The 15,872-nt window shown below is 47.5% G+C and carries 12 protein-coding genes; 5 read left to right on the top strand and 7 right to left on the bottom strand.

Annotation, left to right across the window (positions count from 1 at the left end):
- Positions 1 to 132: 132 nt before the first annotated feature.
- Entirely contained in the window at positions 133 to 2,748 is a 2,616-nt protein-coding gene (locus DXD92_RS04850) for a glycoside hydrolase family 3 protein (RefSeq protein ID WP_118640208.1), read from the bottom strand.
- 322 nt (positions 2,749 to 3,070) lie between these two features.
- Here DXD92_RS04850 and DXD92_RS04845 point away from each other — a divergent pair, with 322 nt between their 5' ends.
- Positions 3,071 to 3,475, top strand: coding sequence for an amino acid-binding protein (locus tag DXD92_RS04845; RefSeq protein WP_117801750.1), 405 nt, complete (start codon positions 3,071 to 3,073; stop codon positions 3,473 to 3,475).
- Between the two features lie 177 nt (positions 3,476 to 3,652).
- On the opposite strand, the gene DXD92_RS04840 is transcribed toward DXD92_RS04845, so the two are convergent.
- Together DXD92_RS04840 and DXD92_RS04835 are read right to left on the bottom strand one after the other, a co-directional pair.
- Entirely contained in the window at positions 3,653 to 5,032 is a 1,380-nt protein-coding gene (locus DXD92_RS04840) for an MATE family efflux transporter (protein ID WP_117814479.1), read from the bottom strand.
- Between the two features lie 22 nt (positions 5,033 to 5,054).
- Entirely contained in the window at positions 5,055 to 6,377 is a 1,323-nt protein-coding gene (locus tag DXD92_RS04835; RefSeq protein ID WP_158581768.1) for an APC family permease, read from the bottom strand.
- Positions 6,378 to 6,687: 310 nt separating this feature from the next.
- On the opposite strand from DXD92_RS04835, the gene DXD92_RS04830 reads away from it, so the two are divergent.
- From DXD92_RS04830 to DXD92_RS04815, 4 genes are all read left to right on the top strand, one after another.
- A complete protein-coding gene (locus DXD92_RS04830) occupies positions 6,688 to 8,223 on the top strand; it encodes an aminotransferase class I/II-fold pyridoxal phosphate-dependent enzyme (RefSeq protein ID WP_118600571.1) in 1,536 nt (511 codons plus the stop codon).
- A 364-nt stretch (positions 8,224 to 8,587) separates the two neighbouring features.
- Positions 8,588 to 10,660 carry an EAL domain-containing protein gene (locus DXD92_RS04825; protein WP_118640206.1) on the top strand — a complete coding sequence of 691 codons (2,073 nt, stop codon included), beginning with the start codon at positions 8,588 to 8,590 and terminating at the stop codon, positions 10,658 to 10,660.
- Between the two features lie 180 nt (positions 10,661 to 10,840).
- Entirely contained in the window at positions 10,841 to 11,815 is a 975-nt protein-coding gene (gene bsh, locus DXD92_RS04820; RefSeq protein WP_055219508.1) for a choloylglycine hydrolase, read from the top strand.
- Between the two features lie 230 nt (positions 11,816 to 12,045).
- Positions 12,046 to 12,999, top strand: a complete 954-nt coding sequence (locus tag DXD92_RS04815) for a tRNA dihydrouridine synthase (RefSeq protein ID WP_118640205.1) — start codon at positions 12,046 to 12,048, stop codon at positions 12,997 to 12,999.
- Between the two features lie 326 nt (positions 13,000 to 13,325).
- Here DXD92_RS04815 and DXD92_RS04810 read toward each other — a convergent pair whose 3' ends face one another.
- The 4 genes from DXD92_RS04810 to DXD92_RS04795 all read right to left on the bottom strand — a co-directional run bounded on the left by DXD92_RS04810 (position 13,326) and on the right by DXD92_RS04795 (position 15,837).
- Complete coding sequence (locus tag DXD92_RS04810; RefSeq protein WP_055227650.1) at positions 13,326 to 14,102, bottom strand: GTP pyrophosphokinase; 777 nt, start codon at positions 14,100 to 14,102, stop codon at positions 13,326 to 13,328.
- 82 nt (positions 14,103 to 14,184) lie between these two features.
- Entirely contained in the window at positions 14,185 to 14,886 is a 702-nt protein-coding gene (locus tag DXD92_RS04805; protein ID WP_022461465.1) for a response regulator, read from the bottom strand.
- 31 nt (positions 14,887 to 14,917) lie between these two features.
- A complete protein-coding gene (locus DXD92_RS04800; RefSeq protein WP_243104841.1) occupies positions 14,918 to 15,187 on the bottom strand; it encodes a sensor histidine kinase in 270 nt (89 codons plus the stop codon).
- 131 nt (positions 15,188 to 15,318) lie between these two features.
- Positions 15,319 to 15,837 (bottom strand): DUF4118 domain-containing protein, encoded by a 519-nt coding sequence (locus DXD92_RS04795; protein WP_118640203.1) that lies wholly within the window; start codon positions 15,835 to 15,837, stop codon positions 15,319 to 15,321.
- Between the last annotated feature and the right edge of the window lie 35 nt (positions 15,838 to 15,872).

The raw sequence follows: 15,872 nt of genomic DNA, 5'->3' as shown, positions 1-15,872 counted from the left end.
GCTGGGCTTGCAGATTGCGGAAATCGCTTATCTCTTGCAGTCACAGCCTTGCTCCTTTGACCGTACAAAAAGCAGCCCCGCAAAGCCTTATGGTAAAGGTCTGCGGGGCTGCTTCTATGTTTTTTTGATTTTTTATGCTTTTGTAACGGTAACTGCCTCTTCGAGATCGAACTGATCACCATATGGTTTGCAGTCATCATAGGCGAGGGACTGCAGAACAACATTCAGAATACGGTACGCACAGGTCTGAAGCTGTCCAAGCGGCAGAGTTCCGTCTGCAACAGATGCTACAATTTCCTGACGGTTTCCTTGCTGGCCAGGCATCTGCAGATCGTTTCCTGCAAGAACACACTCTCTTGAAGTGGAATGTCCGTATTTCAGGTTATATTTGTAAGCGAACAATCCGCTCATGTCCTCTGAGGTTCCCCAGTCGGTCATGACATAACCTGCGAAGCCCCACTCATCTCTTGCTGCTGCGGTCAGAAGGTCGTGGCTGTTGGCAGTATGTACACCGTTTACCAGGTTGTAGGAAGACATGATCGTCATCGGCTGTGCTGTCTTGACTGCGATTTCAAAGCCCTTCAGATAGATTTCACGCATTGCGCGCTCGCTGATGTGCTCATTGACGTACATACGGTTGTCTTCCTGGTTGTTGGCTGCAAAGTGCTTGATACTGGTTCCGATTCCGGCATGGGACTGGATTCCTCTGGTATCGGCTGCGGCGCACATACCTGCCACCAGCGGATCTTCCGAGTAGTACTCGAAATTTCTTCCGCAAAGCGGATTTCTGTGAATGTTCATGCCAGGTGCCAGCCATACAGAAATGTGGAATTCTTCCATCTCTTTTCCGACGATATCACCACATTTCCGGATCAGATCCATGTTCCACGATTGCGCAAGAAGCGCTGCTACCGGGATTGCGGTGCAGTACTGGAAATACTCCGTGCCGCCTTCCGGAACTTCGATTTCATTTTTGTTAAACGCATCTTCCAGAGGATTTCCGGAGGATACCATCTTTCCGTCTGCATCAACGACAAAGTGCGGAATCAGACGAAGACCGGCCGGACCGTCTGCAAGAATCGTATTGTAAATACCTCTGTCCTCCAGAAGAATGGAAGTTGTATCTCCCGCTGCTCCAGGCGCCATATCGGAAGAAGATCCGATAAAGCCTTCCTGTCCGAGGCCGTCTGCCGTACCATTGCAAACGGCAGCCATCTCTTCTACGGTCAGCTGCGATACGAGATCTTTTAACGTCGCTTTTCCGCTCTTTACATCTGCCGCAGTCAGCTTTTCTCCCTCATAAACCGGGAATGCTTCCGGTGTTCCACTGTAGATAACGGTCTCTGTCTTGATGCATTTACTACAAATCTCAATCTGTTTTGCAGCTGCTTTTTCTTCTGCCTCACCTTCATAGCTGTATGGTGTTACGCCTGCTTTGGAGAGTTCCTGTGGAGCGTCATCTGCCGGGAAAAGATTCTTTCCCTGAACCGTAACAACGGTCTCTTTGAGATTCAGGGCTGCTGCTACTTTCGTTGTTCTGGAGCTGTTGCCGACACGGATGTAATACGTTCCTGCCTCGAGTACCCATGCTGCTTTTTTCTCATCGTAGGAAGCCATAGATTTTGTCGGGAAGGAAATGGTAATCGTCTGGGACTCACCCGGCGAGAGCAGATCGGATTTTCCGAAGCCGCCAAGCTCCTGATACGGTTTCTCAATCGTGCCATCCGGTGCGGAATAGTAAACCTGTACGACTTCTTTTCCGGCGAATGTATCACCAATATTCTTTACGGATGCGGTAACGGTAACGTTCTTGGCATCTGCCTCCACGTCCCTTACTTCCGTCTCAAAATCAGTATAACCTTTGCCATAGCCGAAGCAGTAGTTCGGGGTTACGTTGAAGGTGTCAAAATAACGGTAGCCGACATAAATGCCGTCGCTGTAATACTCATCGTTGGTGTCACCGTTGTTGTGGCTGAAATTTTTTGAGGACGGATAGTCTTCATAGGAAGCAGCCCATGTATCAGTCAGCTTTCCGGATGGGATGCTCTTTCCGAGAACAACGTCTGCAACGATGTTTCCGGTTGCATTTCCGGCCTGTCCTGCAAGAAGAATTGCATTCAGTCCTTTGATTTTCTTTAACTCTGTGGTGTCTACAAGGTTCGCAATATTCAAAATTAAAACTGTTTTCTCATAATGCTCTGCCAGATAGGCAATGTCAGCGAGCTCGTTTTCGCCGAGCAGATAATCGCATGCTCTGTTATAGCGGTCTGCACCTTCACCGGAGTTTCTTGACAGAACATAGATAGCGGTATCGGTGTCCTCTTTTTCGGTAATTACCGGCACATCAGGCTGTGCAAATACTTCCGAGAACATAACAGCAAAAATCGGAACGTGAAGCTCCTCTGCTTTTTTTGCCAGCTCTGCCTGATATGCAGCCTGCGCATCTGCAAGCACTTTGTCATATTCATCGAGCCATTTACCAGTCAGAATTTCAAAGCCGGCCTCTTTTAAGCCCTGTTCGATCGTAACAACCGTTCTTGTGTTAACGTCTCCGGAACCGGTACCCCCTTTTACCGTGTGGCGGACGCCGTTACCATAAACTGCGACTTTTCCTGCACCGGCAAGCGGCAGGGTTCCGTCGTTTTCAAGAAGTGTCATGCACTCACCGGCCAGTTCACGTACCAGCGCGGAATGTTCTTTTTCTCTAGCAGATACTTCTCCTGTTTTTGATGCATAAAATGTTGCCATAATTCTAATACCTCCCAATAATAAATTCACATATAGCGCTTATATTGTAGCGCATTTTTCGTCATTATGCAAAAGTTTTTTCACCCGTTTTCTCATATTTTATTTGTATTTTGTGCATTTTCTCTTATTATCCGACTTTTCTGTCTTTTTTTCGCTCATTGATTTCTTTTTTTATTTCTTTATATTGATGCTTTTATTCTATTGATTTTCTGTAAACGATACGCTTTTTTACCTTTTTTTCGTCTTCTTTTACAAAATTCGTTGACGCGTTTGATTTTGGCAGTATAATGGAATCAGAGATCAATTTTAGGAGGCCCCCATTATGTTAAAACAACTTTCTATTTTCGCAGAAAATAAAAAAGGCACGATGCAGCAGATCACACAGATTCTGTTTGAAAACGACGTCAATATTTTAGGTTCTGTCAACAACGACAGCGCAGAGTACGGCATTGTCCGCATGGTCGTTTCCGATCCGGATAAAGCAGAGCAGGCGCTTCAGGCTGCCGGTTACATGACACGCCAGACGGATGTACTCGGTGTTGAAGTCGTCGATCAGCCGGGCAACTTAAATTCCCTTCTGAAAACACTGCTTGAGACAAATATCAGCATCGACTATATCTATCTCTCCTTCAACCGTGAGTCCGGCTGCCCGATCATGGTGTTCCATGTACCGGATGTGTACGAGACAGAAGCAAGCTTAAAGAGCAAAGGATATACCGTTCTTTAAAACTTTTGCACTATCCTTTTACGGTCTGATCATACCAGTTTCCGATCCGTTATGCTATAACCATTCTGACTTTCCGCTGTTGTTTCTTTGACTCTTGCAGCACAGTTAGAGCGTGTTTGAAAAAGACATCTGGCGAAGTGATTTTTCATCCCTGCAGATGTCTTTTTTCTATATCATCTATTCTTTTTCTTCATCCTCAAACAGGTGATCCCGCGTAATGTTTTTTGCCCACAGTCCGCTCTTATACCGTTTCAGAACCCACGGCCATTTTACAAACTCGTCTGTACACAGCAGGAAATAAACCACAAGGACAGGAAGCTTGAAGACAAACGCTGCAATAAATCCAAGCGGCACCGCGTAGCACCACATATCAATCGTATCGCAGACCAGTCCGAACTTTGTGTCACCTCCGGCACGGAATACTCCGGCAATCAGCGTTGTGTTGACGGCAGTCCCCATAATATAATAGGTGTTAATCAGCAGCATATATTTCAGATAATGCATCGCGGTCTCATTTAAAGAAGCAAACTTCAGTACAAACGGCGTGATACCCAGTACAACCAGTCCGCCCACAGCTCCGGTAACAACCGTCAGCTTCAGCAGTTTCGATGCATATTCCTTCGCCTTTTCCAGATTTCCTTCTCCCATAACATTTCCAAGCAGAATACCGCCTGCACTTGCCACACCAAAGCACAGCACGGTTCCGATATTTCTTACAACGACAACGAGCGAGTTTGCCGCTACCGCATCGCTTCCCAGATGGCCCAGGATCACAGAATACATCGAAAATGCAACGCCCCAGGAAAGATCATTTCCAAGCGCCGGAAGTGACAGCTTCACAAAATCGGAAAACAGCAGCTTGTTGCGGATGAACATGTACCGCAGATCGAGCTTGATATCCTTACTCATAATTGATACAATCACGCAGCCGATCAGTTCAATGACACGCGACATCGCCGTTGCGATTGCAACGCCGGTTGCTCCAAGCTTCGGAAATCCGAAGAGACCAAAAATGAAGCATGCGTTGAAAAATACGTTCAGTGCGAATGCCATCATATTCATCGCCATGCTGATCGTCACACGGCCGAGGCTTCGAAGCACCGCAAGATAGATCTCCGTAATGCCCCAGCACAGGTAGGTCACACCCATGACGCGCAGATACGAAGCACCGATCCGGATCAGTTCCGCATTATCTGTAAACAGACGCATCATCATCTGTGGCATGGTAAAAGCAATTCCTGCCACAACGACGGAGATGATGACGGAGAATCGAAGTGCGATTCCCTCGACAGTCTGAATTGCTCGCATATTGCCTTTTCCAAAGTACTGGGCACACAGAAGTGTTGCTCCTGTTCCCAGTCCGTAATAAACCATAAATAATACATTTGCATAGTTGGATGCCAGGGATACCGCGGAAATAGCGGACTGTCCCACGTAGTTCAGCATCACGACATCGGCAGAGTTGACTGCCGCGCTTAAAAGATTCTGAATCACAATCGGCAGAACCAGCTTAAAAATCTGGCTGTAAAAGCCCTGCTCTTTTGTTGTTGCCCTCATGTTTCTTCTCCATTTCTCTTCTTTATTTGTCTTCTTTCTTTTCCTGTTTTGCCTTCACATACGGGTATCGGACCTGCGTGTAAACAAACATCACCAGAATATAGATGCCGCATGCGATCGCCGCGGGAACCGTAAGATCCGACAGATTGACATACGAGGTTCCGATCATCAGAATGCCGATGAAAAACAGCAGAATGTGAAGTGTCCGCTTTTTCATACAAAACGCAGATTTCTGATACTCTTCCGGGAAGATATCCGGCAGACGCCAGCAGGCCAGGAGTACCATAAATTCCGTCACCATATCGGTTCCGACACCCATGTTTGAAATCAATGTCAGATCCATTCCCGTAAGAATCGGAATAGCGCCCATCAGGAAAAAGACCATCAGAAGGATCACCGGAACACCGTTTTTATTCTCCTCCGCGGTTTTTTCCGGCAGCCAGCCCTGTTTTGCGGCAGCCTGCAGTCCTCTTGTCACCCAGCTCAAGGTTCCGTTCAGGGTGGTAAGCAGCGCAAATACGGCACCACCGAACACGAAAAACAGGTACATCCAGGTTGGAAAAATCTCCTGTGCGACAAGCGTCAGATTCTGAAATGCAACCGTTTCGACCGGAAGCACGCCGCCTGCCACGATACCGATCAGCACATAGAATACAGCAACGATACTCGTGGAAAGCACGATAACCTTTGGAATCGTGCGGGACGGCTCCACAATATCGTCTCCGTTCTCCGCAACGAATTTTGCGCCTCCGCACGCAAAACTCAAAAGTGCCACGCCTGTGAAAAAGTTCTTCGGACCGTTCGGCATCAGGTTGGATACCGTCGGTGTCAGGGCATCCCAGCTTACTTTGGGCAACCCGAATACAATAAATAAGAACAGGCTTAAAAGCAGCAGCACAACCATGCCCTTTTGCACCAGTGCGCTCGATTTCAGTCCGATGAGATTGACAGCGGTACAGATTACAAGTGCTGCCATTGCGACAGCCGACTCGCCAAACTGCGGAAAAATCGAGCAGAAATAGCTTGCAAAGCCTTTCGCGTACGTTGCGATCAGAACCTGGCTTAAGACAAACATCGCAATGTACATAAAGCCGGCTTTTTCACCCATCAATCGTCGGATGTAAGTAAAGCCGGCGCCTGATGACGGGATTGCGGACGTCAGGATGATGAACGGTACACAGGTGATAATGGCAAGCACGGCACCTAAAATAAACGCTGCGGCAATGCCGTGTCCTGTCAGACCGATGACGATTCCTGTCAATACCATGATGCCTGAACCGATGATCTGTCCGATCGCAAGTCCCATACAGTCGGAAATATTCAATTTTTTATGACCTTCCCCCATACATTTTCCTCCCTTTTTCTCCCAATGTACTCTCGTTTCTGTTGGCGGATCCCAACAGAAACGCATAACATCCTATTTTTTTATTCTACCGAAATCTCATCGTTTGTCAATTTGCAAAATGCGCAAGGTTTAACGCTTTACCTGTACAGAATAGACAATATTATAATTGAACTTGTTTCGCTTTAATTTTGAACTTTTCAACATTTTTACAATTTTCAGTTTTTCTATTGAACTTTTTTCTTGTCCATGCTACAATAAGCACAGTTTTGAACTTTTTTTTATTTTGTATTCTATCTTAAGGAGATTTTCTATGACAAATGAAACCTTTTCCGACCGTCTGAAACTGGCCATGCAGGCGAAACAGTTCAAGCAGGTCGATTTGATCCGAGCGGCCCAGCGGCGCGGTGTGAAGCTTGGAAAAAGCCATGTCAGCCAGTATGTCAGCGGAAAAACGGTTCCGCGCTCCGACATTCTTCACTTTCTGGCCGATGTGCTCCAGGTCGATCCCGACTGGCTGCTTGCAAAAGATTCCACAGTAAACTATACGGCAGATACGGTTTCTGATTCGACAGAATCTTGTTCTGATCCATCTGCTGCTTCTCTTTCCCAGAAAAAAACAGGAGGTTCCCCTATGCGAGAATTTAAAAAATCATCAAAACTCGACAATGTCTTATATGATGTCCGCGGACCTGTCGTAGAAGAAGCCAACCGCATGGAAGCGTGCGGCACGCAGGTTCTGAAGCTGAACATTGGAAATCCGGCTCCTTTTGGTTTCCGTACCCCGGATGAGGTCATCTACGACATGAGTCATCAGCTTACCGACTGTGAGGGCTACTCTCCTTCCCAGGGACTTTTCTCCGCAAGAAAAGCAATCATGCAATACGCACAGTTAAAGAAACTGCCAAATGTTTCTATTGATGATATTTATACAGGAAACGGCGTCAGTGAGCTGATCAACCTCTGTATGTCCGCTCTTCTGGATGACGGGGATGAAATCCTCATCCCATCCCCGGATTACCCTCTCTGGACTGCCTGCGCAACGCTGGCCGGCGGAAAAGCCGTCCACTACATCTGCGACGAACAGTCCGAATGGTATCCGGACATCGATGATATGCGAAAGAAGATCACCGACCGCACAAAAGCGATTGTTATCATCAATCCGAATAACCCGACCGGTGCACTCTATCCGAAAGAGGTACTGCAGCAGATTGTCGAGCTTGCCAGAGAACATCAGCTGATCATCTTTTCCGATGAAATTTATGACCGGCTCGTCATGGACGGTCTCGAGCATGTTTCTATTGCATCCCTCGCACCGGATCTGTTCTGTGTCACCTTCAGTGGTCTTTCCAAATCGCACATGATCGCAGGCTTCCGTATCGGCTGGATGATCTTAAGTGGAAATAAAGCTATCGCAAAGGACTATATTGAAGGGCTCAAAATGCTCTCCAACATGCGTCTCTGCTCCAATGTTCCGGCACAGTCCGTTGTCCAGACCGCTCTTGGCGGCCACCAGAGTGTCAACGACTACATCATTCCGGGCGGACGGATTTACGAGCAGCGCGAATACGTTTACAAGGCATTCTGCGATATTCCGGGTATCACCGCAGTCAAACCAAAAGCTGCGTTCTACATGTTCCCGAAAATTGACACGAAAAAGTTCAATATCACAAACGACGAAAAATTTGCTCTCGATCTGCTGCGCGACAAAAAACTTCTGATCGTCCACGGCGGCGGCTTCAACTGGGGACAGCCGGATCACTTCCGCGTTGTTTACCTGCCGCGAATTGAAGTTTTAAAGGATGCGGTTGAAAAGATCACCGACTTCCTCTCTTATTATCATCAGTAAAATTCTGATCACTTTTTTCACAGAGCTCCACCGGAAATACCACCTTTTTTTCCGGCGGAGCTTTTTTCCTTTACCGGATTCTTTCCTGCTGCATTACACTTCACCGGTACCCGGCAAACAACAGGTAACTTTTCGTTACTGTTCACTCAGCAGTGAAACACTTGCTGTTTCGCTGCGTAAGAAAGTGATTCAGGCGTGAGCAGCCCTCCTTTTGCGAAGCAAAACTTTAAATGAGGGCTGCGAATGTTACAGTTCGCTGGGAACCAGTGAACTGTAACAACTTTTCTGTTCCACGGCTTAATTTCGATTGCGGCTCCTGTTCCTTTATGTTATAATTCTTTCAAATCAAGTCACAACCTTTCTTTTGAGTTCTGTTCTCGCTGTATCGCTTCTTGGCGGATGCCGCGCCTCCGACAAACCCGTTACGCTGACCGTATGGACGTATTACAACGGAGATCAGTTAGCTTCCTTTGAACGTCTTGTTGAGGAATTCAATACAACGATCGGAAAAAAAGAGCATATTACGGTCGAAGCCTCCAGTCAGGGCAGCATCAATGACCTGGGAAAAAATGTTCTCGATGCCGCCAAAGGAAGGATTGGTGCCCTTGCCATGCCAAATATTTTTTCCGCCTACGCCGATACCGCCTATACGCTTGAGCAGATGGGACAGGTCGTTGATCTTTCCCCTTATCTTACAGAGAAAGAAAAGGCTGCCTATCTTCCCAATTACCTGGAAGAAGATGACTTTTCCGATGACGGCAGTATCCACATTATTCTGACAACCTCCACAAAATTCCTGCGTATCATGGAAATGGCAAGTATTGAACTGGGTGGCTATGAGATGCGTTTTGATCTCAACACGGTCTATGTCACAAAGAACTTTTTTCCCATGCTCAACCTTCCATCTGAAGATGTCTCCGGGCTTTCCACCCGGTATTTCCAGCAGATGCTGCGTGAATTTGACCAGACACATTCTCATACCGTATGGGTCGGGCATTCTAAGGTGTATGAAATTTCATTTTCTGACGGAACAATCCGCTACATCCGTATGGAGACCTCCCGCGAGGGCTATGCGCAGATCGGACTTGTCGAAGATTTTACCTCCGTTATGCTGGAACGGCAGCGCATAGAGCACGAGCGTGATTACGATGCATTGACCGGTCTCTACAATCGACGCGCGTTTCAACGGGAAAGTGAAGCTCTTTTTGAGCATTCGGAAGTTCTCGGTCACGCTGCCCTTCTGATGATCGACCTTGACAATCTAAAACGCACCAACGACACCTTCGGCCACGACTGGGGCGATGCCTATATCCGGCAGGCAGGACAGTGTTTTATCTCCTCTGTGCCGGCTAAAACGCTCTGTGCCCGTATTTCCGGCGATGAATTTAATCTTCTGTTCTACGGCTACCAATCGCAGGAAGAAATTCGAGCACTTCTGCAGAATCTTTCCCTTGCGGTTTCAAATACAGCCCTGGAGCTGCCAAGTGGTCGTAAACTGCCCCTTCGCCTTTCCGGCGGAGTTTCCTGGTATCCGGAAAACAGTACAGATCTGTCTACGCTGAAAAAATATGCGGATTTCGCAATGTACCAGGTAAAGAAAGCAGAAAAAGGGTACATTACCGAATTCGATCCGGAGCTTTTTACAAAAAACGCAAAGGAAACCGAGATGCGCCGCCTGTTCCATAAAATGTTGAATGAAGAGCTGTTTACGTATTACTTCCAGCCAATTGTTTCCGCTGCGGACGGCAGTATCTACGCCTACGAGGCGCTGATGCGCGGAAATCTCCCGGCACTTACTCGTCCGGATCAGATCCTGCAGCTGGCTCACGAGGAAGAGTGCCTGCATGAAATAGAACGTCTGACTATGTTTCTCTCTGCAAAATCCTATGCCACATTCCTCTCCACCCATCAGATACGCGGTGATGAGCTTCTCTTTGTCAATTCGATTGCAAGCCAATACATGAATCACGATGAGTCAGTGGCTTACGTCGAACAATACAGCTTTCTTCAGGATCGGATTGTCATCGAGATCACAGAGGAGGATTCACCGGATCTTACAGCTCTGTTGAAAAAACGTGAGATGCCGGGATTTTCCGGTGTATTTGCCCTGGATGACTACGGCAGCGGCTACAGCAATGAAAAAACGCTTCTGGAGCTTGCACCGGCGTATATCAAGCTGGATCTTTCCATCATCCGCGATATCGACTCCGATCCGGACAAGCAGCAGATCGTAGAAAATATTGTTTCCTATGCACATCAAAGAGGCATGAAAATCATTGCCGAGGGTCTGGAAACTCCAGCTGAACTTTTGAAGGTACTGGAACTGGATGTTGATCTCCTGCAGGGCTATTTTCTTGCAAAACCGTCCGCTGTTCCGAAACCTGTCAGTGCAGAATCCGTTGCTGTCATAGAACACTTCCGGAAATATCATGCTTAAATCCACCTCTTCCTGCCCGGTGAATGTTTCAAATCACAAAATCTATGACTGATCTGAAGAATCCTGCCTGGCAGGATTCTTTTTTATACTTTTTTCATATTTTTCTCCTGTTCGTTCCTCCGCTTCTGTGCTATGATACCTTACAGCAATGACAAATCATCCATCGAAAGGAGTTTTTCTATGTGTACAGCAGCAACCTATCAAACACGCGACTTTTATATGGGCCGCACACTCGATTATGAATTTTCCTATGGCGACCAGATCACCGTCACACCTCGCAATTACCCGTTTTCCTTTCTTCATATGCCGTCCCTTTCCCATCACTATGCAATGATCGGCATGGCGTGTGTGATGGATGATTACCCGCTCTATTATGAGGCGTTCAATGAAAAAGGGCTTGGTATCGCCGGCCTTAATTTTGTAGGAAATGCCGTTTATTTCGATCCGAAACCGGAGAAAGACAATATCGCGCAGTTCGAGCTGATCCCGTGGATTCTCGGTACATGTGCTTCGCTTGCGGAAGCAAAAGAATCCCTCTCCCGTATCAATCTCATCAGCACACCTTTTAAAAAGAATCTTCCGCTCGCACAGCTTCACTGGATCATCGCAGATGCATCGGGTGCCATCACCGTGGAATCCACGGCGGACGGTCTGCATGTCTACGACAATCCGGTCGGCGTTCTGACAAACAATCCGCCGTTTCCAATGCAGATGTTCTCACTGAACAATTACCTGCATCTGTCACCAAAACAGCCGGCCAACACGTTTTCCAACCAGCTCGATCTTTCTACGTACAGCCGTGGCATGGGCGGTCTTGGACTGCCGGGCGACCTCTCGTCTGCTTCCCGCTTTGCACGCGTGGCGTTTGTAAAGCAGAACTCGATCTCGGGAAACAGCGAAACGGAGAGTGTCAGCCAGTTTTTCCATATTTTAAATTCTGTCGACCAGCAGAGAGGATGCTGCGAGGTGGCGGACGGAAAGTATGAGATCACGCTCTATACTTCCTGCTGCAATGCGACGCAGGGAATTTACTATTATACGACGTATGACAATCATCAGATTTCTGCGGTTGATATGCACCGCGAGAATCTCGATGGCGAAACGCTTCGCTGCTTTGCGCCGGTGACGGGCGAGCAGATTCATATGCAGAATTAGAAAAATCCGGTACAGAAATCTTTGAGGACCCCTCAAAAAAAGATTCTGTATCGGATTTTTTCTACATCTCATCACACATTGTAAAACAGACGTCGCACCGGCTTCTTCTTTTAACCTCTTACTTGTTTAGTAGATATTATTTTACTTTCATTTTTTTCTGTCCCTTCCGGCAGTTTTATGATACACTTTTCGTATTGGAAAACCGATTTTTTTGAAAGGATTTTATCATCATGCAATTTTATCTCGCCCCGATGGAAGGGCTGACCGGATATGTGTACCGGAGCGCCTACCACAAATATTTTCCGGCGGCTGACCGTTATTTCACGCCATTTATTACAAATAAAAAGATGAGCTCCCGCGAGCGCAATGACATTCTCCCGGAGCATAACGAAGGGATGACGGTGATCCCGCAGATTCTCACAAACCAGGCGGAGGACTTTCTTTCTCTGACAAAAGAACTGAAGGAGTACGGCTACGATACCGTCAATCTGAACCTTGGCTGTCCGTCCGGCACGGTTGTCGCCAAGCGGCGCGGCTCCGGATTGCTTGCGTGGCCGCATACACTCGATGCATTTCTCGATGAAATCTTTTCGTCCTGCGACTGCCGGATTTCCATCAAGACAAGACTTGGCACAACCGACACCGATGAGTGGGAGACGCTGCTTGCGATTTATGACAAATATCCGCTGGAAGAGCTGATTATTCATCCGCGGATTCAGAAAGATTTCTACAAATATACGCCGCGCATGGAGTGTTATCGGACAACATATGAGACGAGCCGCCACTCGCTGTGCTACAATGGGGATCTTTTCTCAACCGCTGATTTTCAGAAGCTCTGCCATGATTTTCCCTTGACGGAAAAGGTCATGCTCGGCCGCGGGGTGCTGCAGAACCCCTGGTTGATCGGGATGCTGCGCAGTACAGATCCTGCCAGCAGTGAAAATTTAGCTCCGGCAGATAAGGAGCTGCTGCGCGCATTCTGCGAAGATCTCTGTGCCGGCTATGCGCGCGTTATTTCCGGGGATAAAAATGTGCTGTTTAAATTAAAGGCACTGTGGATTTACCTCGGAACATCGTTTACGAATCCCCAGAAGTATCTGAAAAAGATCAAAAAAGCAAATCGCCTTGCCGAGTATGAAGAGGCCGTTGATTCGCTCTTTCGGGAACAGGAGCTGATTTTTTAACCGAATCGAGCCGCGCAAGCCGCTTATGAACCTTCGCTTGATTTTTCCATCCTGTTCCGCACAGATAAAATTGAACCGCGTCTGATCAACGAAAACACAGCTCTCATCCTTTTCTCTTACCACACCGAATGCATCCGCCGTGAGGATGGCACTTCGTACGGCATCCGCGGACTCGAGACACAGGTCGCCGTCAAAGAGGACGAGAAATGGAAATTGCAGCATATTCATTATTCGAAAGAAGCATGAGCAAAAATACGCCGCAGATCTGATCACTAGACCTGCGGCGTATTTTTATGCTCTTTTTCTCCAACTCCCAAATCCGTTCTCTATTTCATCGGCAGCATTGCAAGCGTATCGCACTCTTCCTCTTCTGCTTCCTCTGCAATCAGATTCCGGATATTCTGCATACGGTTATCCAGCTCCGCGCTCTGTCTTGCGCAGTCGTAGAGTTCATCCTGCAGATATTTGACATGATTTTCGGGAATATTTTTCTTGTAGCGCATCTTGTGCTCCAGACTCGCCCAGAAATCCATCGCGATCGTACGGAACTGTACTTCCACGTAAACCAGTTTCTTTGTATCCTGTAAAAAGATCGGCACCTGAACGATCAGATGAAGACTGCGGTAGCCGCTCTCCTTCGGATGCTGAATATAGTCCTTCCGCTCAATCAGCGTAATGTCATCCTGTTTCAGAAAACTGTCTGCCAGCTTATAAATATCGCTTGGAAAAGAACAGATCACGCGCACACCGGCGATATCGCGGATATTTTCCTCGATAGACTCCAGTGTGACCGGGATGTCTTTCACGCGGATTTTCCGCATAATGCTCTCATACGATTTGACCCTTGTTTTGATTCCTTCGATCGGGTTCTGGTCATAGGAAAGCGAGTATTCCTGATTCAGCACCCGGAACTTTGTCTCGATTTCCATAATGGCGCACTGATAATACGACATCAGAAGATCGAACGGCTTTTTGTTCTTCTGCATCATCTCAATAAACTCATCCGATAAAAGATTCTGCTTTACAAATTCATCCCGTTTTGTCCCAATCAGGTTTTTTCCCTGTTTTTTTATTTCCTCCAGTACTTCGAGGTTTTTCATCATCCGTTTTTTCGTCCTCCCAAAACTGCGTTCTCTGTCCTTTATGCTATCATTTTAGGCCTGTAAAGTCAAATTTTTTCTTCTTTTACTCTACCTTCAGCATCCGGTAGCCAACCCCGATATGCGTCTGAATATACTGCGTCTGCTCTCCGTTCTTTTCCAGCTTTTTCCGAAGCGTCGCCATGAAAACACGGAGGGAAGCGATATCATTCTCCCAGCTGCTTCCCCAGATTTTCTGTGTGATAAACGTATGCGTCAGCACCTTCCCTGCATTCTGCGACAGCAGGCAGAGCAGCTTGTATTCGATTGGGGTCAGATGAAGTTCCTCTCCGTCAAGATATGCGCACCCCGCTGCGTACTCGATCCGCAGTGCGCCATTTTCAAAGACAGCCGACTGGACTCCATTTTCTGCCTGCATCTGGGACAGACGGCGCTGTGTGACTCGAAGGCGGGCCAGCAGTTCCTCCACAGAAAACGGTTTCGTCAGATAATCATCCGCTCCTGCGTCCAATGCCTCGATTTTATCGCTGTCCTCACTTCTTGCACTGATTACGATAATCGGCATATTCGACCAGCTTCGAATCTTTTCAATCACCTCTACGCCATCAATATCCGGCAGGCCAAGGTCGAGCAGAACAATGTCGGGATTATGTGTGGATGCCTCCATAATGGCACCCGCACCGTTCTTTGCAGAAATATACTTATAATCGTGTGTTTTTAACGTCGTAGTAATCAGGTTGTGAACCGGCGTATCATCTTCCACAACCAGAATTAATGTCTTATTCATTCAAATTCACCTCGCTGAGCGGCAGGTTAAATCAAAAGCAGCAGCCCTGTGGATCGCAGTCATAAAGTGCTATCTCCCCGCCGTGCGCATTTACAATCGAACGGCAGAGTGCCCGTCCAAGGCCAAGGCTTCTGCGGCTGTCGCTTACTTTATTTTTCCCGGAATAGAACATCTCAAACACATGCTCTCTGGACTCTTTTGGAATCCCGGGGCCGTTGTCCTCCACCGCGATCCAGATATTTTTCTCCTCTTTTCTGGCTGTCGAGAACCCACTGAATGATTTCCTGTTCCCTTGGGTCAAAGATTTTTTCCGTCTTTCCTCCTGTCTGCGCGCTGTAAAGTGTTCCGCGGACAATTCTGCTCTCCTGTGCCCCTGCCGGTGCGGCCGTCAGATCCCTTCCCAGCAGTTTTACAAGCTTTGTCGCTGTAATATCAAAAATCTCCGACGCATCCTCTGCCTTCTGCAGAAGCTGGCTGGTATTGAAAAGAAGGTTCTGTCAGGAAGTAGTTAAACAGCACTACACTGATCACAGAACTGATTACGCTGCAGGTATAACCGCTGGTCAGAATGGATGTCATCATAACGCCGACCAGATATATGGTAATGATATTGGAATCCGGAATGATATGGATTTCCAAATCCGGCACCAGATCGGTCAGCCGTTCGGTCCATCCCCTTCTCTTTCGAAAAAATCCCTGATCCATCATGCTTTTTCCAATGACAATCCGCGTTACTTCGGAAATTCTCGCATATTCTGCAATCTGCAGGGCAATGTCCTCGCTGTGCGTCGTTACAATCTCCGCCCCGCTCTGTTCTGCCAGGCGGATATGCTTCTGCAGCCTTGCCTGATCCTCCGGCGTTTTCTCTGCCGGTTCCGCGGTCTGCACATACAGTGCTGTAAAATTAGCACCAAATGCCCGGGCCATCTGTGCCGCAGTCCGGATAAACACTCAAAAAGGACACCTTTTATTGTATAATTATGTTA

This window comes from Blautia sp. TM10-2 (assembly GCF_003480845.1).
GTDB lineage: Bacteria > Bacillota > Clostridia > Lachnospirales > Lachnospiraceae > Fusicatenibacter > Fusicatenibacter saccharivorans.
Note: the sequence above shows the minus strand (reverse complement) of the source record. Positions and strands in the feature narration are given on the sequence as shown.